Source organism: Bordetella sp. 02P26C-1 (assembly GCF_009763255.1).
Taxonomy (GTDB): Bacteria; Pseudomonadota; Gammaproteobacteria; order Burkholderiales; family Burkholderiaceae_B; genus Bordetella_A.
On record NZ_WSJB01000032.1, the window covers coordinates 266,852 to 286,230 of the forward strand.

General features: G+C 58.8%; 18 protein-coding genes. 2 read left to right on the forward strand and 16 right to left on the reverse strand.

The genetic code is table 11. The annotated features are described in order from the left end of the window. Nucleotides 1–894, reverse strand: a complete 894-nt coding sequence (locus tag GOQ28_RS17625; protein ID WP_160349736.1) for an arginase family protein — start codon at nt 892–894, stop codon at nt 1–3. A gap of 321 nt (nt 895–1,215) precedes the next feature. Then, complete coding sequence (locus GOQ28_RS17630) at nt 1,216–2,028, reverse strand: IclR family transcriptional regulator (RefSeq protein ID WP_442862115.1); 813 nt, start codon at nt 2,026–2,028, stop codon at nt 1,216–1,218. 275 nt (nt 2,029–2,303) lie between these two features. Here GOQ28_RS17630 and poxB point away from each other — a divergent pair, with 275 nt between their 5' ends. Beyond that, complete coding sequence (gene poxB / locus GOQ28_RS17635) at nt 2,304–4,031, forward strand: ubiquinone-dependent pyruvate dehydrogenase (RefSeq protein ID WP_160357367.1); 1,728 nt, start codon at nt 2,304–2,306, stop codon at nt 4,029–4,031. Between the two features lie 118 nt (nt 4,032–4,149). Here poxB and mqo read toward each other — a convergent pair whose 3' ends face one another. The 5 genes from mqo to GOQ28_RS18800 form a co-directional block, all read right to left on the reverse strand. Then, nucleotides 4,150–5,646, reverse strand: coding sequence for a malate dehydrogenase (quinone) (gene mqo / locus GOQ28_RS17640; protein ID WP_160349648.1), 1,497 nt, complete (start codon nt 5,644–5,646; stop codon nt 4,150–4,152). A 9-nt stretch (nt 5,647–5,655) separates the two neighbouring features. Next, complete coding sequence (locus tag GOQ28_RS17645) at nt 5,656–6,039, reverse strand: AraC family ligand binding domain-containing protein (RefSeq protein ID WP_160349649.1); 384 nt, start codon at nt 6,037–6,039, stop codon at nt 5,656–5,658. Nucleotides 6,040–6,081: 42 nt separating this feature from the next. Then, on the reverse strand, nt 6,082–7,005 hold the full coding sequence (locus GOQ28_RS17650) for an AEC family transporter (protein ID WP_160349650.1): 924 nt from the start codon (nt 7,003–7,005) through the stop codon (nt 6,082–6,084). A 182-nt stretch (nt 7,006–7,187) separates the two neighbouring features. Further along, nucleotides 7,188–7,622: a FadR/GntR family transcriptional regulator gene (locus GOQ28_RS17655; protein WP_160357368.1), complete on the reverse strand. Its 435-nt coding sequence runs from the start codon at nt 7,620–7,622 to the stop codon at nt 7,188–7,190. Nucleotides 7,623–7,678: 56 nt separating this feature from the next. Further along, complete coding sequence (locus tag GOQ28_RS18800; protein WP_160349652.1) at nt 7,679–7,837, reverse strand: FadR/GntR family transcriptional regulator; 159 nt, start codon at nt 7,835–7,837, stop codon at nt 7,679–7,681. 344 nt (nt 7,838–8,181) lie between these two features. Between GOQ28_RS18800 and GOQ28_RS17665 the strand changes: the two genes are divergently transcribed. Beyond that, nucleotides 8,182–9,153, forward strand: a complete 972-nt coding sequence (locus tag GOQ28_RS17665; protein WP_160357369.1) for a Bug family tripartite tricarboxylate transporter substrate binding protein — start codon at nt 8,182–8,184, stop codon at nt 9,151–9,153. A 125-nt stretch (nt 9,154–9,278) separates the two neighbouring features. Here the strand turns inward: GOQ28_RS17665 and GOQ28_RS17670 are convergent, their stop codons facing one another. The 9 genes from GOQ28_RS17670 to GOQ28_RS17710 are packed head-to-tail and all read right to left on the reverse strand — an operon-like array spanning nt 9,279 to nt 18,526. Next, nucleotides 9,279–9,956: a 3-oxoacid CoA-transferase subunit B gene (locus GOQ28_RS17670; RefSeq protein WP_160357370.1), complete on the reverse strand. Its 678-nt coding sequence runs from the start codon at nt 9,954–9,956 to the stop codon at nt 9,279–9,281. After that, nucleotides 9,934–10,629, reverse strand: a complete 696-nt coding sequence (locus tag GOQ28_RS17675) for a 3-oxoacid CoA-transferase subunit A (RefSeq protein WP_160357371.1) — start codon at nt 10,627–10,629, stop codon at nt 9,934–9,936. The genes GOQ28_RS17670 and GOQ28_RS17675 overlap by 23 nt, the downstream gene beginning before the upstream one ends. A 38-nt stretch (nt 10,630–10,667) precedes the next feature. Further along, nucleotides 10,668–11,834 carry a thiolase gene (locus tag GOQ28_RS17680; protein ID WP_160357372.1) on the reverse strand — a complete coding sequence of 389 codons (1,167 nt, stop codon included), beginning with the start codon at nt 11,832–11,834 and terminating at the stop codon, nt 10,668–10,670. Beyond that, nucleotides 11,827–12,231, reverse strand: coding sequence for a Zn-ribbon domain-containing OB-fold protein (locus GOQ28_RS17685; RefSeq protein ID WP_160357373.1), 405 nt, complete (start codon nt 12,229–12,231; stop codon nt 11,827–11,829). Before GOQ28_RS17685 ends, GOQ28_RS17680 begins: the two co-directional genes overlap by 8 nt. A 20-nt stretch (nt 12,232–12,251) precedes the next feature. Further along, the gene (locus GOQ28_RS17690; RefSeq protein ID WP_160357374.1) at nt 12,252–14,336 is read right to left on the reverse strand and encodes a 3-hydroxyacyl-CoA dehydrogenase NAD-binding domain-containing protein; all 2,085 of its coding nucleotides are present in this window, start codon (nt 14,334–14,336) and stop codon (nt 12,252–12,254) included. A gap of 2 nt (nt 14,337–14,338) precedes the next feature. Continuing rightward, the gene (locus GOQ28_RS17695; protein ID WP_160357375.1) at nt 14,339–14,554 is read right to left on the reverse strand and encodes an acetyl-CoA carboxylase biotin carboxyl carrier protein subunit; all 216 of its coding nucleotides are present in this window, start codon (nt 14,552–14,554) and stop codon (nt 14,339–14,341) included. Nucleotides 14,555–14,589: 35 nt separating this feature from the next. Next, nucleotides 14,590–15,942: an acetyl-CoA carboxylase biotin carboxylase subunit gene (locus GOQ28_RS17700; protein ID WP_160357376.1), complete on the reverse strand. Its 1,353-nt coding sequence runs from the start codon at nt 15,940–15,942 to the stop codon at nt 14,590–14,592. 20 nt (nt 15,943–15,962) lie between these two features. Then, nucleotides 15,963–17,510, reverse strand: coding sequence for an acyl-CoA carboxylase subunit beta (locus GOQ28_RS17705; RefSeq protein ID WP_160357377.1), 1,548 nt, complete (start codon nt 17,508–17,510; stop codon nt 15,963–15,965). Nucleotides 17,511–17,539: 29 nt separating this feature from the next. Further along, nucleotides 17,540–18,526, reverse strand: coding sequence for a Bug family tripartite tricarboxylate transporter substrate binding protein (locus GOQ28_RS17710; RefSeq protein ID WP_160349662.1), 987 nt, complete (start codon nt 18,524–18,526; stop codon nt 17,540–17,542). Between the last annotated feature and the right edge of the window lie 853 nt (nt 18,527–19,379).

A 19,379-nucleotide genomic window follows, 5' to 3' on the forward strand; every position in this document is an offset into this window, starting at 1 on the left:
TCAAGCGCGCCTTTTTTGCACCGCTGTGCTGGCAAGTGCAAAAAATTCTTGTATGACCGTGGCCGCCAAAAAGGCCGTCGCCCCGCCTACATCTTGTGGTGGCGAGACGGTGTTGACGTCGAACGCGACGAAATTCAAACCGCTTAATCGGCGTAGCAGCGCCAAGCCTTCCTTGGCTGACAACCCGCCCCACTCGGGCGTGCAGACACCAGGCGCGCACGAGGGATCGAATATATCCATGTCGAAACACAGATAGACCGGTCGATCCCCGACGCGGCGCTTGATCTCGTCAATCACGCCAGCTTGGCCTGCTTCGAGATCGTCAAATGGAATCACCGTGTAGCCCACCTCTCGCCCGTATTCGACAACGCCACCCATGAAGGAATTGCCGCGCGTGCCTACATGAAAGCTGGCGCTGACATCGAGCACCGACTCTTCCGCCGCGCGCGTGAATGTGGTGGCCGTGTTATAGCCAGGGATCGGATAGGTGTCGGTATGCGAATCGAAGTGCAGTACAACCAGTCCGGGATGACGCTTGCCCACCGCACGCAATTGCGGCAAAGTCACGGCGCCGTCTCCACCCATGGTCACCGGAATCGCTCCCGCGTCGAGGATGCGGCCAACCGCCTCTTCGATCACGGGATAGGAACGTTCCGGGTCGCCCGGCCAGCAGGTCACATTACCGACGTCCACGGCATTCAGATATTGAACGGGGTTGTCGACGCCGGCCCGGCGGAATAAGTCGAACGGCCGCAGCAGTTTCGATTGCTCGCGAATGGCATCAGGACCTTGGCGTGAGCCGACACGGAACGGGTGCGTGCCGCAATCAAAAGGAATACCCATGACACAGGCCCCGGGCGTGCCCCGCTCGGGCATAGGCCCCGGCAGGCCCATGAAGCCGGCGGCCGGGTTGAATATGGCCGCATCGGCCAAAAGGTCTGTTTGAGATCCCACTGCTTCCCCTAGTTTGTTGTAGCGCCTGTGAATCCGACCATATCGTTTGTCGATATGATGATGTCATTTTTAATGATATCGGGACGTACGGAAATTAGGGCTAACCCCGAATCAGCTTTTCGGTTTTGGGGGAAACAACCGCAGGCGCGCGAACATGCGTCGCCCGTGCGATAGCAAATGCAATGCTCGCGCGAGTGCACGGGAACGTATCGGCGTAAAGGCGATTAACTCTTCCGCCTGCGCGCTAGACAGGGCGACTCTTCAATAACCGGTTTCGTAAAACGGCGGCGTGATTCCGATAGTGTTCGATGCGCTGATCGCGTGCGCCGTCTCCACAACCTGCGGGCCGAATACCGCTTGCGCCTCTTCAAAAGACCAGCGGCTCGCCGGTACCGACACGTTCACCGCGCCTACCGGCGTACCCACCGGATCTACGACTGGCGCGCTTATCGTGATGTCGCCCGGATATATCTCACAGTTTGACCGTGCGTACCCATGGTCGCGCGCGAACTGGACCTCGTTCATCAAGGCATCCAAGTCGGTGATCGACATATTCGTATGCGCGCGTCTTTCACTGGACGAAAGAAACTCGTGCACGCGATCGGGATCCAGACGCGACAACACGGCCCGCCCCGCCGCGGTCGAATAAAGGGGCAAACGCGTGCCCACCGGCATATTCACGAACATCTGCATATGCGTCGCGAACCGGGCGACGTAGACCATCTCCCGCCCCTCGGGCTCGGCCAAGCTACACGTTTCCTGCGTGCTGCGGTTCAGGGAATGCAGAAATGGATTGCCCCCCAAGACCAACGCACTGGTCTGCGTGTATTGCATGCCCAGCTCGAGCGAACGCGGAGCTAACGAGAATTTCTTGGTCTGCGGATGTTTACGCAAATAGCCTAGCACCCACAGTGTGTGCGCGAAGCGTTGCACCGCACTCTTGGTCAATCCCGTCGCTTCCGCTAGCTCTGGCAAGGTCATCGCAGGACGCCTTTCGGTGAACGCGCCCAACAGCGAAATGCCGCGAGCCAGGGCGGCAACATAAAGAGGCGAATCCTCGACGGAGGCGGACATAGTGGTCATATTGAATCAATGATGGCGCAGGGCATATGGCGGCACCACCACGGCAGCATGTTGGCGGGTAGTGGCGCTGCGCATTATCCGCCCGAAAACGGTGCACGAACACCCTCGATTATTAGGGATTCCCCTTTAAAGCGGCTGCAACATTCAGTTAACTGTTGGATAATAGGCGCAGCCTCCATACGCCAATTCGGACTGTTCGAAGGCGATATGCAGGGCTGCTATTAGGGGCTTACCTGAGAGCCAGCTTACCCATAAGGAGTATTTCTGTGGCGACCACATTGGCAGACTATCTGGCGACTTCGCTCGCCAACGCGGGTGTAAAACGCATCTGGGGTGTTACGGGTGATAGTCTGAACGGGCTGAATGACAGCTTGCGTCGACTGGGCCGCATCGAATGGATGCACGTGCGGCACGAAGAGACCGCTGCGTTCGCAGCCGGCGCCGAGGCTGCCATTACCGGCGAGCTGGCTGTGTGCGCAGGCAGCTGCGGCCCCGGCAACCTGCACCTGATTAACGGTTTATTTGATTGCAAACGCAATCATGTACCGGTGCTGGCGATTGCCGCGCATATTCCGTCCACGGAAGTTGGCCTGGGTTATTTCCAGGAAACGCATCCGCAGGAGCTGTTTCGCGAATGCGCCGACTACGTCGAACTGGTGTCCAGCCCCAAGCAGTTCCCCGGTGTATTGAACCGTGCATTGAACACCGCCGTAGGCAAACGGGGCGTCGCCGTATTGGTCATCCCGGGCGATGTCGCGCTGTCCGAATGCGATCTGGTGGCGGCCGAACATTTCGCCCTGCCGGCCGCACCGCGTGTCGTACCGCAAGATGCTGAAATTCAGCGCCTCGCTGCCCTGCTCAACACGGAAAAGCCCGTGACGATTTTGGCAGGCAGCGGCTGCGCCGGTCAGCATGACGCGGTTGTCGCACTGGCCGAGCGGCTAAAGGCCCCGATCGTGCATGCGCTGCGTGGCAAAGAGCACATCGAATGGGATAACCCTTACGACGTCGGCATGACGGGGCTGATCGGTTTCTCGTCCGGCTATCACGCCATGGCAAATGCCGAGGTGCTGCTCATGCTGGGCACGGATTTCCCGTATCGGAATTTCTATCCCGAGCATGCCCAGGTGATTCAGATCGACCACGACCCGGGCGCGTTGGGTAAGCGTGCCGCGCTCACCATGGGTGTGGTTGGTGATGTCGGCGACACGATCGAAGCGCTCCTGCCCTTGCTGAATGAACGCCAGGATAGTTCGTTCCTGGATGCAGCACGTGACCATTATCTGAAAGCTCGCAAGGGTCTGGACGAGCTGGCCACGCCGACAGCCAAAGGCCGTCCGATTCATCCGCAATATCTTGCTCATCGCATCAGCGAACTGGCCGCCGAAGACGCGGTCTTTACCGCCGACGTAGGCACCCCGACTGTGTGGGCGGCTCGCTATCTCGCCATGAATGGCAAGCGTCGCCTGTTAGGCTCGTTCAACCATGGTTCCATGGCCAACGCCATGCTGCAAGCCATCGGCGCGCAAGCCGCACAACCTGGCCGCCAGGTCGTCTCGCTGTCGGGTGACGGTGGATTCAGCATGATGATGGGCGACTTCATCAGCCTGTCGCAGTTGAACCTGCCCGTGAAGATCGTCGTCTTCAACAACGGTACGCTGGGCTTTGTCGCGATGGAGATGAAGGCAGCCGGTTTCCTCGACACCAACACCAATCTGGACAACCCCAATTTTGCCGCGATGGCCGAGGCGATGGGGATCAAGGGGATACGTGTCGAGAATTCCGACGACGTGGATGGCGCGTTGAAAGAAGCCTTCGCGTATCAAGGTCCTGTGCTGGTGGATGTGGTCACCGCCAAGCAAGAACTCGTGATGCCGCCGGCGATCCAGGCGCAGCAAGCAAAAGGTTTCAGCCTGTATATGCTCAAGGCAATATTCAACGGTCGTGCCGATGAAGTCATCGAACTTGCCAAGACGAATCTGCTGAGAAAATAAGCAGGCAAGAGAAAGGGGCTGCTTTGAGCTGCCCCCGACACCTTGGACATTGATCCAGGCGACGGGGGCAACGCGAGGCAGCCCCTTTTTTACGACTTCAGACTGGCTGATCTGGACGTTAGACGTATTCCAGGTTCAACACCGCAGCCGTCTTCTTGCGCGTATCGAAGCACGCATCCGCGTCCTGGCGCAGGTCGACGCCATAGGTCGGGATGATGGTCTTGAGCTTGTTCATCCAGCCATCGTTGGCGAGTTGCTTGGCGAAACAACGCTCCAGAACGTGCACTGCGATATACGCCGCGGTCGATGCACCGGGAGAGGCACCCAGCAGCGCAGCGATAGAGTTATCCTGCGAGGCGACCAACTCGGTGCCAAATTCCAGGATACCCAGCTTGTCCTTGCCCGGTTTGATGATCTGAACACGTTGGCCTGCCACCGCCTTGGTCCACTCAACCTGACGTGCTGTGGGATAGAAATCCTTCAGCATTTCAAACTGATGGTCCGCGCTGAGCATGACCTGCGACACCAGGTATTCCGTCAACTGCCAATCATCCTTGGCCACATCCAACATCGGCAGCACGTTGCCCGGACGGATGGAGCGGAACAGATCCGTCAACGAACCATGACGCAGGAAGCGCGTGGAGAAGCCCGCATACGGACCAAACAGCAGCGACTTCTTGCCACCGATGATGCGCGTATCCAGGTGCGGCACCGACATCGGAGGCGATCCGATGGCGGCCTTGCCGTAGACCTTGGCTTGATGACGATCGCTCACCTCGTCTACATCGCAACGCAGCCAGATGCCGCTGACGGGGAAACCGCCAAAGCCGTGACCTTCCGGGATGCCCGACTTTTGGAGCAGCTCCAAAGCGCCACCGCCCGCGCCGATGAACACGAATTTCGCGCAGATCGTGTTGTGCTCGTGCGATTGCGTGTGCTTGGTCCGCACCAGCCAGCGGCCATCGGCCTGCTGTTCCAGATGATCGACATGCTGGTGATATTGAACCTGAACGCCGGCTTCTTTAGTCAGATGCGCAATCAACAGGTGGGTGAGCGCACCATAGTCCACGTCAGCGCCGCTGACGATACGCGTGGCGGCGACAGGCTGCGAAGGATCGCGGCCTTCCATGATGAGCGGTGCCCACTTGGCGATCTGTTCGCGGTCCTCGCTGTATTCCATACCGCGGTAGCAATGGTGGCCCGACATTTCCTTGTAGCGCGCACGCAGATAGGCCACATTGGTATCGCCCCACACAAAGCTCATGTGCGGGCACGGGTGGATAAAGGCTTGCGGATCCGGAATCGCGCCTTTGGTGACCAGGTAGCTCCACAGCTGACGCGACAGGTCGAATTCGGTATTGACCTCGAGCGCTTTGCTGATATCGACGCTGCCGTCGGCACGCTGCGGCGTGTAGTTCATTTCGCAGTTAGCGGCGTGGCCCGTGCCAGCGTTATTCCAGCCATGCGAGCTTTCTTGAGCGCAGTCGCCCAAGGCTTCGACAATGGTGACTGACAGCGAGGGCTCCAGCTCTTTCAGGAACGTGGCCACCGTGGCGCTCATGATGCCTGCGCCAATCAACAGGATATCGGTTGTAGTCGTGACGTTTGAGTTCATAGCGTGGCCTTAGGCAGGAACAAAAGGAATCTGTGCGTCAGGCGCAAAGATCACGTAGGCGCGGCGCCACGGCTGGTCATCGACCAAATGCCAGCGATGGCCCTGGCCCACCGTATCGTCGGCCCACAGCACATCGCCCGGATTGATGCGGACGACGCTGCCGTCGGGCATCTCGAAATCCAAGGTGCCGCTGAGCGTCAGCACAAATTGGTGAGCGGGCGCGGTATGCCAGTCGAAGCTTCCACCTTGGCTGGTTTCACGAAACGAGATGCTGGTGGCGCCAACCAGACTGCTGACGAAGTCGCCGCGCTCACCACCGGGCAAGTCGATACTGCCTTCCGTGAAATACGACTTGCCGTCTTCACCGGTGTACAGCTTTACGCATCGGATCATGTCAGGCTTTCCTTATTGTTGATGGTTTCACACTGCTCACAATCAGAGCATTTCCACGACCGCGATACCAATTGCCATCGTCACGAGCGACAGCACGGTACTGATCATGACGGTCGAAGCCGCCTTTTCTTCGTAGATATTCAGGGCCACTGCCAAAGCCGGGTTAGCGGTTGCCGTAGGCAGAATGCCAATAATGAATGCCGATTTGAGCAGATCGCCTTGCAGACCGAGGCCCATGCCAACGGCCAGGATGATCGCACCCTGAACGATGTTCTTTACGAATACGCTGAACAGGACTTCGACATTGAACTTCGGCTTGATGCCCGACAGATACAGACCCAGGAAGAACAGCGCTACGCCGCCCGCCGTTTCGCCCAATTCGTTTAACGAGTTGGTGACGAGTTCGGGCAGTTTGACACCGCTAACACTGAGGATCGCGCCTAGGATGGGCAGAAACACCAGAGGCTGACGCAGCGAGTTCCAGAGCTTTGCACCCGCACTCTGACCTTTGTCACCGCCGCCAATCAACATTAGTGCGATGGGCAGGATGATCACGGTGTAGATCAGGTTACCGATGACCATCGCGATCAGGCCCGATGCGCCGATCGTCGCCAACAGAATTGGAGGGCCGCAGTAAGCCATGTCGGGGAAAGACGCGCAAAGCCCCAGCATGCTCGCATTGCCGCGGTCATGCTTGAAAAATATGATGCCGGCGAGATACGCGCCGATGAACGCGAGAATCAGCCCACAGCCAATCGCCAACGCATAATCCAAGTCCAGAATCGTCTTCGGATTTGAATTTGCCGCCGCCACGAATAACGCGATCGGCAGGGCGATTTTGACGACGAAATCCGCAAACGCTTGCGAATACTCGCGTTTAATAAATCCGGAATAGCCGGCCAGCAAACCGACACCACCCCCAACGATAATGGGCCCCAGGGCCTTCGATATTATTTCGACTAGCATGGTTTTCCTTATTGAAAATGGCTAGAGTTGGCAATTCTTGAAGACTATTGCGGGCGAGCGGCACGCCGGTTGCCCGCACCTCTTGTAACCAAATTATAGGAGAAATGTTTCGAAATCAACTGATTTGAAAAAATCTGAGCTGGCCAATTCTGGCGTGGACCTGCCTGCAGCGAACCCTGCAGTCAGTCACGCAAGTCTTTGCGCAGGGCCGTACGTTCAGCGGCGCGGGTAAAGTGTGTACGCGCCGCTTGCGCCGCCGCCGCGGCGTCATGCCGCCGAATCGCATCGACAATGGCCCGGTGCTCGGCCGCCACCTCCGCATGCATCTCCGCCACCCGCACGTTATTTGCTGCGGCAGCTCGCAGCTTCATTCGCATGCGGGCGTCGATCAATTGCAGGAACTCCACGAAGAAACTGTTCCCCGACGCCTGCGCGACTGTCAGATAGAACGCGGCCTCAGCGTCCAACCAAGCTTGAACCGACTCTTGAGTCCGAGGCGCGTTCGAGGCGTCAACCAAACGATCCAGATAGTGATCCAGCTGCTCCAATTGAGCTGGCGTGCGAAAACGCGCAGCCAGTCCGGCGGCATCCGCCTCGACACTAGTGCGCAGCTGCATGATTTGCATCAGCTCGAGCCGTTTGTCGAAACACTCGGGGGAGATGCGAAACGACGTCAACGAGGACGGCGCCGTGACGTAAGCCCCCAGCCCTTGCGCGTTTCTATAAGGCCATCGCTTTTCAGCCGGGAGATAGCTTCGCGCACCGCCGAGCGACTAACACCGAATTCGGCGGCGATCTGCGCCTCGGCCGGTAGCTTCTGACCGACCGCCACTCCCCGCCCTCGATCTTGTTTTGGATGGCCTCGGCAATCGTGTCGGGCAGCGCCCGCGGACGTCCTAATTCATCAAAAAGGCGGGGCGTTTGAGTCACTGATCTCGTATACAGCAGATGCGATGTTGCCGGATGTTAGCACTTAAGAACCGTTGACATGCTGTAAGGCTGCCTGATAGGTTTACTCTTCGTATCATTATAAGACCGGGCATTTTTCTACATAACCTGGCATTGCATTGCATGCAGCTGTCAAAACCCAAGCCGGCAGGACCTCAGCATATCGCTGATCAAATAAACAAATAAATAAATAAATAAATAAATGAGTAAATATTCGAGGAGACCATAATGAAATTCGCATTTAATGCGCTAGCATCCATCGCGATATTGGGAGGGGTCAGCCCTGCCTGGGGCGCGGGGGATAATTGGCCGGCAGCACCCATTCGAATCGTCGTGCCTTTTGCGGCCGGTGGTGCAACAGACATTTTGGCGCGTGTGGTTGGCGCACAATTGCAACAACGATTGGGCCAGTCCGTCGTGGTGGAAAATCAGACAGGGGCCGGCGGCACCATCGGGGCAGCGGCCGTTGCCAAGAGCAAACCCGATGGGCATACCCTGCTGTTGGGCACCGTCGCCACGCAATCGATCAGCAAAAGCGTCTACCCAAGCCTGTCCTACAAACCCACCGACTTTGCTCCCATCAGTACAGTGGCCACTGTCCCTATGGTGCTGACAATCCATCCGTCGGTGCCGGCCACAGACGCCAAATCCCTGGTGGAATACTCAAAAAAGAATCCGGGCACATTGGATTATGGGTCGTCGGGTAATGGCGCGATCACCCACCTGGCGGTCGAACTATTCAAGAGCATGACCGGCGCCGACATGGCGCATGTCCCCTATCGAGGCAGCGCACCCGCCGTGGCGGATTTGCTTGCGGGACGCATTAAGGTAATGATCGACCACGCACCTACCGTGCTGCCGCATATCGAGTCCGGCAAGCTCAAAGCTATTGGCGTGGCAGATCCAAAACCAATACAGCAGCTGCCGAATGTACCCGCCATCGCGGCCAGCGGTGTGCCGGGTTATGAAGTGACATCCTGGTTCGGGTTATTAGCTCCCGCCGGTACGCCTGACGCCGTCATCGACAAGCTCAATAAAGAATTAAAAGAAGTGCTGGCCTCGCCGCAAGTCCAGAAGACGCTTACCGAGCAAGGCGCTCTCGCCAAACATACCAGCCCCGATGAGTTCGGCAAGATGATCGACGCAGACATGGCCAAATGGGGCAAAGTCGTGAAAGACGCGAACGTCACGCTGCAGTAGTCTCATTACCGGCATCTGAACGAGCGTGCGCCTGCCCACTCGTTCGGATACAGTGTGCCTCTTTGGCAGCACGCGTCGCAGAGACACGCCGCCATCCGTTCGGAGGGAGCGTCCAACGGCAGCGCTTAGTTCAACCTGGCAATGGTGTCGCCGGGCGTCAGTGGCGTTCCGGTCAACGCCTGTAACTCGTCAAACCTTAAACCATCCACCATCCCCGTGACGATCAAGCCGTGCTGCGTCACATCAATGACGGCAAGGTCGGTATAGATTCGGTCCACTACGCCGTAGCCAGTGAGCGGATAGGTGCACTGTTGCACGATTTTCGGCGCGTTATCCCGCGTCACGTGCTCCATCGTCACATACACGCGTTTGGCCCCGACGGCGAGATCCATGGCGCCACCCACAGCGGGAATGGCCTCGGGATGACCGGTATCCCAGTTGGCCAGATCACCGCTGGCAGAAACCTGGAATGCGCCGAGGATGGTCAGGTCTATGTGCCCGCCACGCATCATGGCGAAGGAGACAACGTGATCCGTGATGGAGGACCCGGGTATCAGCGTGACCGGTTCCTTGCTGGCATTGATAAGGTCTAGATCCAACGGGGCATCTGGGTCGCCCGGTCCCATCCCGACAATGCCGTTTTCCGTATGGAGCAGCACATCGCGGTCGTCGGGCAAGTAGCGGGCCACCAGGGTCGGAATACCAATGCCGAGATTGACGTAGTATCCATCGGGAATATCTCCCGCCACCCGCTGCGCAATTTCCTGGCGTGAAAGTTTCTTAACCATTGTGTTGGCCCCCATCGATCTGAATCACTCGCTGTACGAATATGCCCGGGGTATGCACATGCTCTGGAGCGAGTTCGCCCAAGGGCAAGATGCGGTCGACCTGGGCTACCGTGACCGTTGCGGCCATCGCCATGACCGGTGAAAAGTTACGCCCAGCGTAGCGATAGGTCAGATTGCCCCAGCGGTCGCCGTATTGGGCTTTGATGAACGCGAAGTCGCCTTTCAGGGGTTGCTCCAACACATAGCCGACCCCATCGAAGACGCGGGTTTCCTTACCCTGGGCCAACGCTGTGCCATACGAGGTCGGCGTATAGAACGGCCCCATCCCCGCCCCGGCCGCCCGCATTCGCTCGGCCATGGTGCCCTGAGGCACACATTCCAGTTCGATCTTGCCCGCCCGATAGGCCTGCGCAAAAGCGACCGCATTGGGCTGCAGTTTATTAGAGGATCGCGCGAAGGAACACACCATGCGCCGCACCCTGCCGGCCGCAACAAGCTGGCTCAAGCCGACCGGACCATTACCCGCGTTGTTATTGACGATCGTCAAATCGCGGGCACCCTGGTCCAGCAGTGCACAAATCAACTCCGTCGGTACGCCCGAGGCGCCGAATCCGCCAATGAGGATCGTCGCTCCGTCCTGAACGCCCGCCACAGCGGCTTCCAGCGAATTTACTGTCTTGTCGAGCATGTCTCTCTCTTCATTACTCTTACCCACAACCTTGGGACTTAAGGCATTTCGTTACCCAGAATGGCCGTTGATTGGCTCGACAGCGTGCCGCCATTGCCATGCACCAACGCGATGTGAGCGGCGGGAACCTGACGATCGCCACAGGCTCCTCGCAGCTGACGCACCGCCTCGATCAAGATGAAAATGCCGTACATGCCAGGATGCACGCAGGACAGGCCTCCACCGTTGGTATTGACGGGCGTATGTCCACCCGGCGCGATGCCGCCGTTTTCAACAAAGGCGCCACCCTCCCCCTTGCCGCAAAAACCCAGGTCCTCTAAGAACAGGATCGTATTGATGGTGAACGCGTCGTACAGTTCGATCACGTCGATATCACGATGCGTGACACCCGCCATCTGCATGGCGCGCGGGCCGGATTCCGCCGCGGCCGTTACCGTCAGATCATGCATCGAAGAAATCTGGCGGTTCCAGACCGCTGTGGCGTTACCTAAAACATAGACTGGCTTATGCGGCAGATCACGAGCTCGGTCTGACCGCACCAGCACGTAGGCACCCGCGCCGTCGGTCACCAGGCAGCAGTCCAGCACGGACAAGGGATCCGATACCATCCGCGCGTTGAGTACGTCCTCGATCTCCAACGCGTCGCGTTTGTAGGCCTCGGGGTTGAGCTGCGCCCACTTGCGCGCGGCAACGGCGACTTCCGCAAGCTGACGGCGCGTGGTGCCGTACTGATGCATGTGGCGTTGCGCGGCCAGTGCATACGACGTGATCGGCGAAATGGGCTGATAAGGCTGTTCGAACGGTTGAGGATCGAGTAGCGCACGCGCTTTCACGCCTTCCTTGCGACCGAACTTGGCCGTGCGTTGCGTGCTGCCATAGCACACCAGCACCGCATTGCATTGCCCGGATGCCAGGGCCAGCATTGCCGGCAAGAGATGAGCAACGAAGCTCGATCCGCCCAGCATCGTGCTTTCGATGAACTTTGGCCGCAGCCCAAGGTATTCCACGACAGGCATCGCCCACATTGTCGCCGAAGAGCTGCTTGTGCAAATGCCGTCGATGTCAGCCATCGTCAGGCCCGCGTCTCGGACCGCACGTGACGCCGCCTGGGCCAGAAGCTCCATTTCGGTATAGCCATGCGCTTCACCCAGGCCGGCGGTGCCAACGCCAGCGATGGCCACCTTATCCCGAATCGACTCAAGCATGAGAGTCCTCCGTTTGATCGAACACTAGGACACCCTTGCCGTCTTCGAGCGCCACGCGTGCCAATACACGCAGCCCAACATGCACGGCGTCAGGGTTGACCCCTTCGATCCGGCTCATGACACGTACATCTTCATCAAGGTCGACAAGCACTACGTTGTAGTCCCCGCCCGCTTCCGGCTTGCGGCGAACGATGCTATACGAGTACACCGTACCGCGCCCGGAGGGAGCGATCCATTGCAGGTCTTCGCTGCCGCAGTGGACGCAAAGCATTCGAGGATAAAACTGATGGCGCTCGCAAGCAGTACAACGTTGAATTTCGAAAATGCCTTCGCTCAAGCGCGCAAAATACCGCGCCTCAGGACCTTGGGCCTCGCCAAGATTGTCTTGCATGGTCATCCCTCTCTTCCTTTTATTCTTTAGCTGTCACTGAACCGACGACCGCTTTCTGCCAGTTCCACCAGCAACGGGGCAGGCTCCCAGTATTCGCCGTGTTGCTCGTGAAAGCGCCGGATCGTTGCAAGCACCTCTGGCAGACCCACCGTATCGGCATAGAACATCGGCCCACCACGGAACATCGGAAATCCATAACCCGCGACGTAGACCACGTCGATGTCCGATGCTCGCTGCGCGATGCCATCCTGCACGATGCGTGCGCCCTCGTTGACGAGCGCGTAGATCGTCCGAGCAATGATCTCCTCGTCCGAGATTTCCCGACGTGTGATACCCGCCTCTGCGGAACATTGTGCAATCAACGCGTCGATCTCGGGATCGGGTATCGGTTCGCGGCTACCGGCCTCGTAGCGGTAAAAACCCGAGCCGGTTTTCTGTCCAAAACGCCCCATCTCGCAGATGCGGTCGGCAACTTTGGAATAACGCAGATGCGCCGGGCGGGTCGGCGCCTGCCGTTTGCGCGCAGCCCAGCTGATGTCCAGACCTGCCATGTCCTGCATTTGCAGCGGACCCATGGCCATGCCAAAGCGACGCAAGGCACCGTCTACCTGTGCGGGCGTGCAGCCCTCCTCTAGCAGGAAGTAAGCCTCGCGCGTGTAGTGGCTGACCATTCGATTGCCCACAAAACCGTCGCATACTCCCACCAGAACCGGGATCTTGTTCAAACGAACGGCAAGCCGAAAAACCGTGGCGATGACACTATCGGAGGTCTTTGCGCCTTTTACGACTTCCAGCAAACGCATGACGTTAGCGGGGCTGAAGAAGTGCATCCCCAACACCTGGGCGGGGCGCGAGGTGACCGCGGCGATCTCATTGATATCGAGGCGCGAGGTGTTGGATGCCAAGATCGCCGTCGGTTTGCAGACCGCGTCCAGCCGGGTGAAGATTTCCTTCTTGACCTGCATATCCTCGAAGGCCGCTTCGATGACGAGGTCGACGTCCGCCAGATCACCATACTCCAGACTACATTGGATGCGGGACAGCCGGTCTTTCACCTCTTGTTCGGTAAATCGACCTCGTTTGCTGCTGGCTGCATAGTTGCCCTGGATGGTGTTCCACCCACGTTGCAAGGCGGCCTCGGTCTGCTCGAGCAGCACGACCCAATAGCCGCCGTTGGCGAGGCTCATGGCGATGCCTCCACCCATCGTGCCAGCCCCCACCACCCCTACGCGAGCGATCTGACTGGGTTCGGCTGCGCTCGGAAGCTTGGTGGCCTGCCGTTCTGCGAAGAACACATGTCGTTGTGCCTTGGACTGATCGCCTTCGACCAAAAATTTGAAGCGATCTGCCTCGTAGGCCAGGCCAGCCTCCAGGCTCGTATGCACAGTCTGCTCGATGCAGCCGATACACTCTAGCGGCGCAATGCAGCCGCGATAACGCCGCTGCGCATCACGCCGCGCCGCCTCGAACACCGACTCCGAGGCTGCGTTGCGCAAGGGCGCAGGATCAACGGTGCGGGACTCGCGTTCGCCGCGCGACAGTGCGAGCCCCAACCGACAGGCCGCATCGATAGGATCCGCCGCGACTTCGTCCACCAAACCATTGGCGAGCGCTTTATGCGCAGCGATCGGCTCACCCCCAACAATCATGTCCAACGCGGCGGCAATCCCTATGATTCTTGGTAGACGCTGGGTACCGCCCGCGCCGGGCAGGACGCCAAGCTTGACCTCGGGCAGCCCCAGTTTCGCGGTCTCCGACGCCACGCGGCCATGACATCCCAATGTCAGTTCCAGACCGCCCCCGAGTGCGGTGCCATTGATGGCGGCGACTACCGGTTTACCCGCGCCCTCGATCCGGGCGATCAGCTCTCGTAGCAGGGGCCGGACCTGCGTTTTGGGCGTGTTGAACTCGCGAATGTCCGCCCCGCCCGAGAAAAAACGTCCACTACCTGTCAGCACCACCGCATTCACCTGTGCATCGGCCAAGGCCTTGTCGAGCTGTTCGCCCAACGCTACGCGAACCTGACTGCCTACGCTGTTGACGGGCGGGTTGTCGATGCGCAGTACGGCGATGGCCGCTTGATCCACGTGCCTGATTTCGACGTGCACCATATTCAACCCTCGATCCGGACCAGAGCTTGCCCCTCTTCGACTTCGTCACCATCCGCGACCAGAATCTCGACGACCTTCCCGCCGCGCTCGGCGTCCACGGGCAGCTCCATTTTCATGGATTCGATCTTGACGACCTCATCGCCCTCATTGATGACCTGCCCTGGCTTTACCAGCACGCTAATGATGCGGCCTGCGACCGTCGATTCGATTGCCTGCATAGTTGTCTCCTTGAATAGATATCGTCTCGCCCGCGCTACGCCGCGCAGGCCATTGTCTGAATGCGCTCGACCATCGCCGTGGAAAGCTGACCACGGCGGAAATCTGGATTCGCGAGCGCCTGTTGTAGGAACGGGATGTTGTTCTTCACGCCCTCGATGCGAAAACTCGATAACGCCACGGCCAAGCGGTCCAACGCCTGATCGCGCGTGTCACCATGGGCAATCACCTTTGCGAGCATCGGGTCGTAGTAACTGGAGACCTTCACGCCGCTGCAGTAACCCGTCTCCACTCGAATGCCTGGGCCGGATGGTGGATCAAACGCCTTCAAAAGACCTGGCGAGGGTAGAAACCGCACGGGGTCCTCGGCGTAAACGCGAGCTTCCACCGCGTGTCCCGACAAGGAAATCGTTTCAGGCAACACCGCGCTGATACGCTCACCAGCTGCCAGACGAATCTGCGCATGGACCAGATCGATGCCAGTCACGGCTTCCGTCACCGCATGCTCGACCTGCAGTCGGGTGTTGACCTCCAGAAAGACGAAACCCGATTGAGGGGTGTACAGCATCTCTACCGTACCAATCACGTCGTACTTCAAGGCAGAGAGAATGTCCTCCAAACGTGTAGCCATGTCGGCCACAACAGTTCTGTCCAAGCCTGGCGCGGGGGCCTCTTCCAAAACTTTTTGATGACGCCGCTGCGTGGAACAATCGCGCTCGAAAATGCAGCGAACACCGCCATAACGATCCGCCAGGAACTGAAACTCAATGTGGCGCGGCGCTTCGATCAGTTGTTCAACATACAGGTCAGGCTGGGCGAAGCAACGCTGTGCCAACGCGCGCGCCTGCTGCCAGGACGATTCGAGATCTTGGGGGCCACGAATCGGCAGCATACCGATGCCCCCGCCTCCGCCCGCCGGTTTAATCAAAAGCGGGAAGCCCAAATCATTGGCCGCTTGGCGTAGATCGTCGACATCACTCAACACGGCGCTGCTGCGTGTCATCGGCATGCCATGACGGCGCATCAGGTCGCGCGCCTGAGTCTTGTGGCCCAACTGGCGGATGAGCGCGGGGCTCGGCCCGATAAACGTCATGCCCGCCGCCTCGACGGCGTCCGCGAAATCCGCATTTTCTGACAAGAATCCATAGCCCGGATGCAAGGCATCCGCACCGCACTCACGCGCTACATTCAGGATGGCTGCCTGGTTCAAATAGCTGGCCTGCGCCGCTGCTGGCCCGAGCAAGTAAGCCTCATCGGCAGACTTCCAGTACGGCAACGCAGCATCCGCCTCGGAGTACACGGCCACTGACGGAATGCCCAGTTCGCGCAGCGCCCGGATCACCCGATCAGCAACCGCGGCGCGGTTGGCAACAAGGACTTTACGAAACATGTTCGCTCTCCTGTGCGCGTTTAAGGGCGGTATCCGAACGCACGAGGCCCGGGCTTTAACAGAGGTGCGGAGATCGAAATGAACTCTTCCAACAGCGCGCGCGTATGGGCCGGGTCGATCACGTTCTCAATCACAAATGCTTCGGCGCTGCGATAGGGTGAGGTCAATGATCGAACGCGTTGCTCGATTTCAGCCAGCTTGGCATCGCGGTCTTCGGCGGATTCGATTTCGCTTTTGTAGGCGACTTCGAGGCCGCCTTCGACAGGCAGTGAACCCCATTGTGCCGAAGGCCAGGCGTAGCGGAAGTTGTATCGGCCGTCACTCTGATGGCCACCAGCAGCCACACCGAACGCCTTGCGCACGATAAAACTGCACCAGGGCACGGTGGACTGCGCCACTGCCGTCAAGGCGCGCACGCCATAACGCATAGCGCCCTCTTTCTCGGCAGCGAGCCCGATTTGAAAGCCCGGGACATCAACGAAGTTCACCACCGGCAAATGAAAGATCTCGGCCAGATCCAACATACGCACAAACTTCTCTGCCGCCTGCTTATCCCACGCCCCGCCGTAGTAATAAGGATCGCTGGCCACCAAAACTACCGGGTGCCCTTGGATACGCGCAAGGCCCGTAATCAGCGCCCTGCCCCAGCGTGCGCCAATTTCCATGAAGGAATCTGCGTCGACGACCGCGTTGACGACCGGCCGCATCTTGTAGACCGAACGATTGTCCTTTGGCACCACATCACGCAACCAGGAAAAATCATCCGTGGAGGGAGCGAGAGGTTCAGTACGAGGCGGCAGTTCATGCACCGAGCGAGGCAAGTAGGACAGGAAACGCCGCACGCGGAGAAAGGCCTCTTCTTCGGTGGCGACCTCATCATCACACACACCATTACGCGTATGAATGGCGCTGCCGCCCAATTCATTCTTTTCCAGATTCTGCCCAATACGTGCCACCACGGGCGGGCCCGCGATGAACATTTGGGACGTGTCCTTGATCATCACAGAGTAGTGGCTGGTGGTCACCCGAGCAGCGCCCAATCCGGCCACCGAGCCCAGGGCCATTGAGACCACGGGAACCGTCGCCAAATTCTGTGTCATGGCCGGCCACATTCTCAGCTTGGGTAATAACGTGTGGCCCTTTAACTCGATGTTCTTGACGGAGCCACCACCGCCTGTACCATCCACCAGACGTACCAGAGGCAGTTGCAGATCCCTCGCCATAATTTCCGAAGCGAGCAGCTTGTCGCCCACCGCGCCGTCATTAGCCCCCCCACGCACGGTAAAGTCATCCGCGGCGAGCACAACCGGCCGGGCATCAATACGTGCGCGGCCGGTCAAAAAGTTTGACGGCGTGAAATCAACGAGGCGTCCGTTCGCATCGTACTGAGCCGAGCCGGCCAAGTCTCCAATTTCATGGAAAGACCCCGGGTCCACCAGTTTCTCGATACGCTCGCGTACTGGCAATCTGCCCTTGGACCGGTGGCGGGCCACCTTCTCTTCGCCCCCCATACGCTGGGCTAAATCCCTGCGCAGCGCCAGCTCTTCCAATTCCTTGCTCCAGGACATTCCTCGCTCCACTCTGCTATTCAAACTGGTTATTGCTCAATCGTGATGTTGGCGCGCTTGATGAGTTCGCCATTCTGTTTCAGCTCAGTCTCGATCTTTTCGCGGAATGCCTGAGGCGACTGCGTGAGGATGTTGCCTTGCGGCATCAGCCGATCCCGGACTGCGGGTTCTTGCACGACGGCTGCGATCTCTTTATTGAGCTTGTCGACGATGGCCTTCGGCGTCCCCGCCGGTGCGAACGTGCCCACCCAGAACGACACGTCAAAGCCGGGATAGCCGGTTTCGGCAACAGACGGCACATCAGGCAGATCGCGCCAGCGTTCCTTGGTCGAAACGGCCAGGGGCAACAACTTGCCCGACTTCATCAGCGGCATGCCGGCCAGCGTGTCGAAACCAAAGTCGATTTCCTTGCCCAGCAAAGCCGCCTCCATGGGAGCCGCGCCACGATACGGCACATGGGTCATCGCCGTGTTGGACATCGTGCCCAGTTGAGCGCCGGCCAAGTGCATGAGGTTGCCGTTGCCCGCCGAACCATAGGTCACGGTGTTGGGCTTGTCTTTCGCTCTCTTCACGAGATCTTGGACAGATTTGATGTCCTTGGTGCTGGGGTTCTCTGGATTGACGACCAACACAAAGGGTACGGAAACGATCGTGCTGATGGGCTCGAAATCTTTAAGAGGGTCATAGCCCAGGTCTTTGAAGAGCATGGGGTTGACGGTGATCGAACTGGAGTTGCTGACGAGCAGCGTATAGCCGTCCGGTTTGGCCTGCGCCACGGCGCGCGCGGCGATCATCCCGTTGGCACCCGTCTTGTTCTCGACAATGAATGTCGTGCCCATGCGTTTGGACAGACCGTCACCGATGATGCGCGCGACGGTATCGATGGTGCTACCGGCAGTGAAGCCCACGATCAGACGGATGGGTTGATCCGGGTATTTCGCTGCTGAAGCGGCAAGCGGCGCGGCGGCCAGGGTGAGAGCGGCAGTCAACCCTGCCAGCTTGAAGGCAATACGCATGTGTGTCTCCGTGTGTGTGTCGTTTATCGCGCCGCGGCAGCGGCGTGGCACATCTTAGATACACGTTTCGTCAGACGAAACGTTCGTTCTATTTTATAGAAACAGGCCGGGGTGTCAATAGTGGTCTTGCGGTGTTGCGATGAGCAGGCGTGGGAAAGCGCACTGCGGGCAATGACGCAGTGCGGAGCTTTAAACGGGTTAGCTATAAGAGATGAATGACTGCCTGGCGGAGGAAGCCAAAATGGTTCCCCACCGGCAGTGGGTGAAGCGCCCTATCGGGCGTTACCGAGTAGACGAGTGGCCGCAAGCAAGGGGACCGAACTATTCCCAGACTCATACCGCACTGCGAACTAGCGACTGCAGCGGACATGCGCGCCACGATGTGCCTAGTGGCACTCCCGTTTCCATACGGCACACTCCGATTAAAATCCGCTGTCGGGACGATGGCCAAATCGCGTAGACGCGTGCTCAGTTCAGCACGTCTGCGCATTGATCAGATCTCCGACGTACAAGACTCCAAACCCGGAGCACTAACACCCCAGGAGACTCAAATGAAAAACAGCGCACTCGCTTTCGCCGCCGTTCTATTAGCCGCGTTCATCTGGCCAACACAGGCTTACTCGCATGGTGGCGGCTGCAGGAAAGACTCGCCTCCAGGGCAGTGCTGCCACAGAGATTCAAAGACGGGCACCGTACATTGTCATTAACGCCGTTGAGCGCGGCCGGCAGTGGGGCGTTGGGATGCGAAAAGCTGGCTCTACATCATAAACGGGGGACGACCAGCATTCATTAGACTTGTTTTTGCGAAGAACCTGTCTAAAGGAAACAATGCTGATGTCCCCAATCGATTCTA

Coding starts and splice junctions, on each gene's coding strand:
- GOQ28_RS17625 (WP_160349736.1), bottom strand. CDS start 894: ATGGGCCTGCCGGGGCCTATGCCCGAGCGGGGCACGCCCGGGGCCTGT.
- GOQ28_RS17630 (WP_442862115.1), bottom strand. CDS start 2,028: ATGTCCGCCTCCGTCGAGGATTCGCCTCTTTATGTTGCCGCCCTGGCT.
- mqo (WP_160349648.1), bottom strand. CDS start 5,646: ATGAACTCAAACGTCACGACTACAACCGATATCCTGTTGATTGGCGCA.
- GOQ28_RS17645 (WP_160349649.1), bottom strand. CDS start 6,039: ATGATCCGATGCGTAAAGCTGTACACCGGTGAAGACGGCAAGTCGTAT.
- GOQ28_RS17650 (WP_160349650.1), bottom strand. CDS start 7,005: ATGCTAGTCGAAATAATATCGAAGGCCCTGGGGCCCATTATCGTTGGG.
- GOQ28_RS17655 (WP_160357368.1), bottom strand. CDS start 7,622: ATGCAGCTGCGCACTAGTGTCGAGGCGGATGCCGCCGGACTGGCTGCG.
- GOQ28_RS17665 (WP_160357369.1), top strand. CDS start 8,182: ATGAAATTCGCATTTAATGCGCTAGCATCCATCGCGATATTGGGAGGG.
- GOQ28_RS17670 (WP_160357370.1), bottom strand. CDS start 9,956: ATGGGGGCCAACACAATGGTTAAGAAACTTTCACGCCAGGAAATTGCG.
- GOQ28_RS17675 (WP_160357371.1), bottom strand. CDS start 10,629: ATGCTCGACAAGACAGTAAATTCGCTGGAAGCCGCTGTGGCGGGCGTT.
- GOQ28_RS17680 (WP_160357372.1), bottom strand. CDS start 11,834: ATGCTTGAGTCGATTCGGGATAAGGTGGCCATCGCTGGCGTTGGCACC.
- GOQ28_RS17685 (WP_160357373.1), bottom strand. CDS start 12,231: ATGACCATGCAAGACAATCTTGGCGAGGCCCAAGGTCCTGAGGCGCGG.
- GOQ28_RS17690 (WP_160357374.1), bottom strand. CDS start 14,336: ATGGTGCACGTCGAAATCAGGCACGTGGATCAAGCGGCCATCGCCGTA.
- GOQ28_RS17695 (WP_160357375.1), bottom strand. CDS start 14,554: ATGCAGGCAATCGAATCGACGGTCGCAGGCCGCATCATTAGCGTGCTG.
- GOQ28_RS17700 (WP_160357376.1), bottom strand. CDS start 15,942: ATGTTTCGTAAAGTCCTTGTTGCCAACCGCGCCGCGGTTGCTGATCGG.
- GOQ28_RS17705 (WP_160357377.1), bottom strand. CDS start 17,510: ATGTCCTGGAGCAAGGAATTGGAAGAGCTGGCGCTGCGCAGGGATTTA.
- GOQ28_RS17710 (WP_160349662.1), bottom strand. CDS start 18,526: ATGCGTATTGCCTTCAAGCTGGCAGGGTTGACTGCCGCTCTCACCCTG.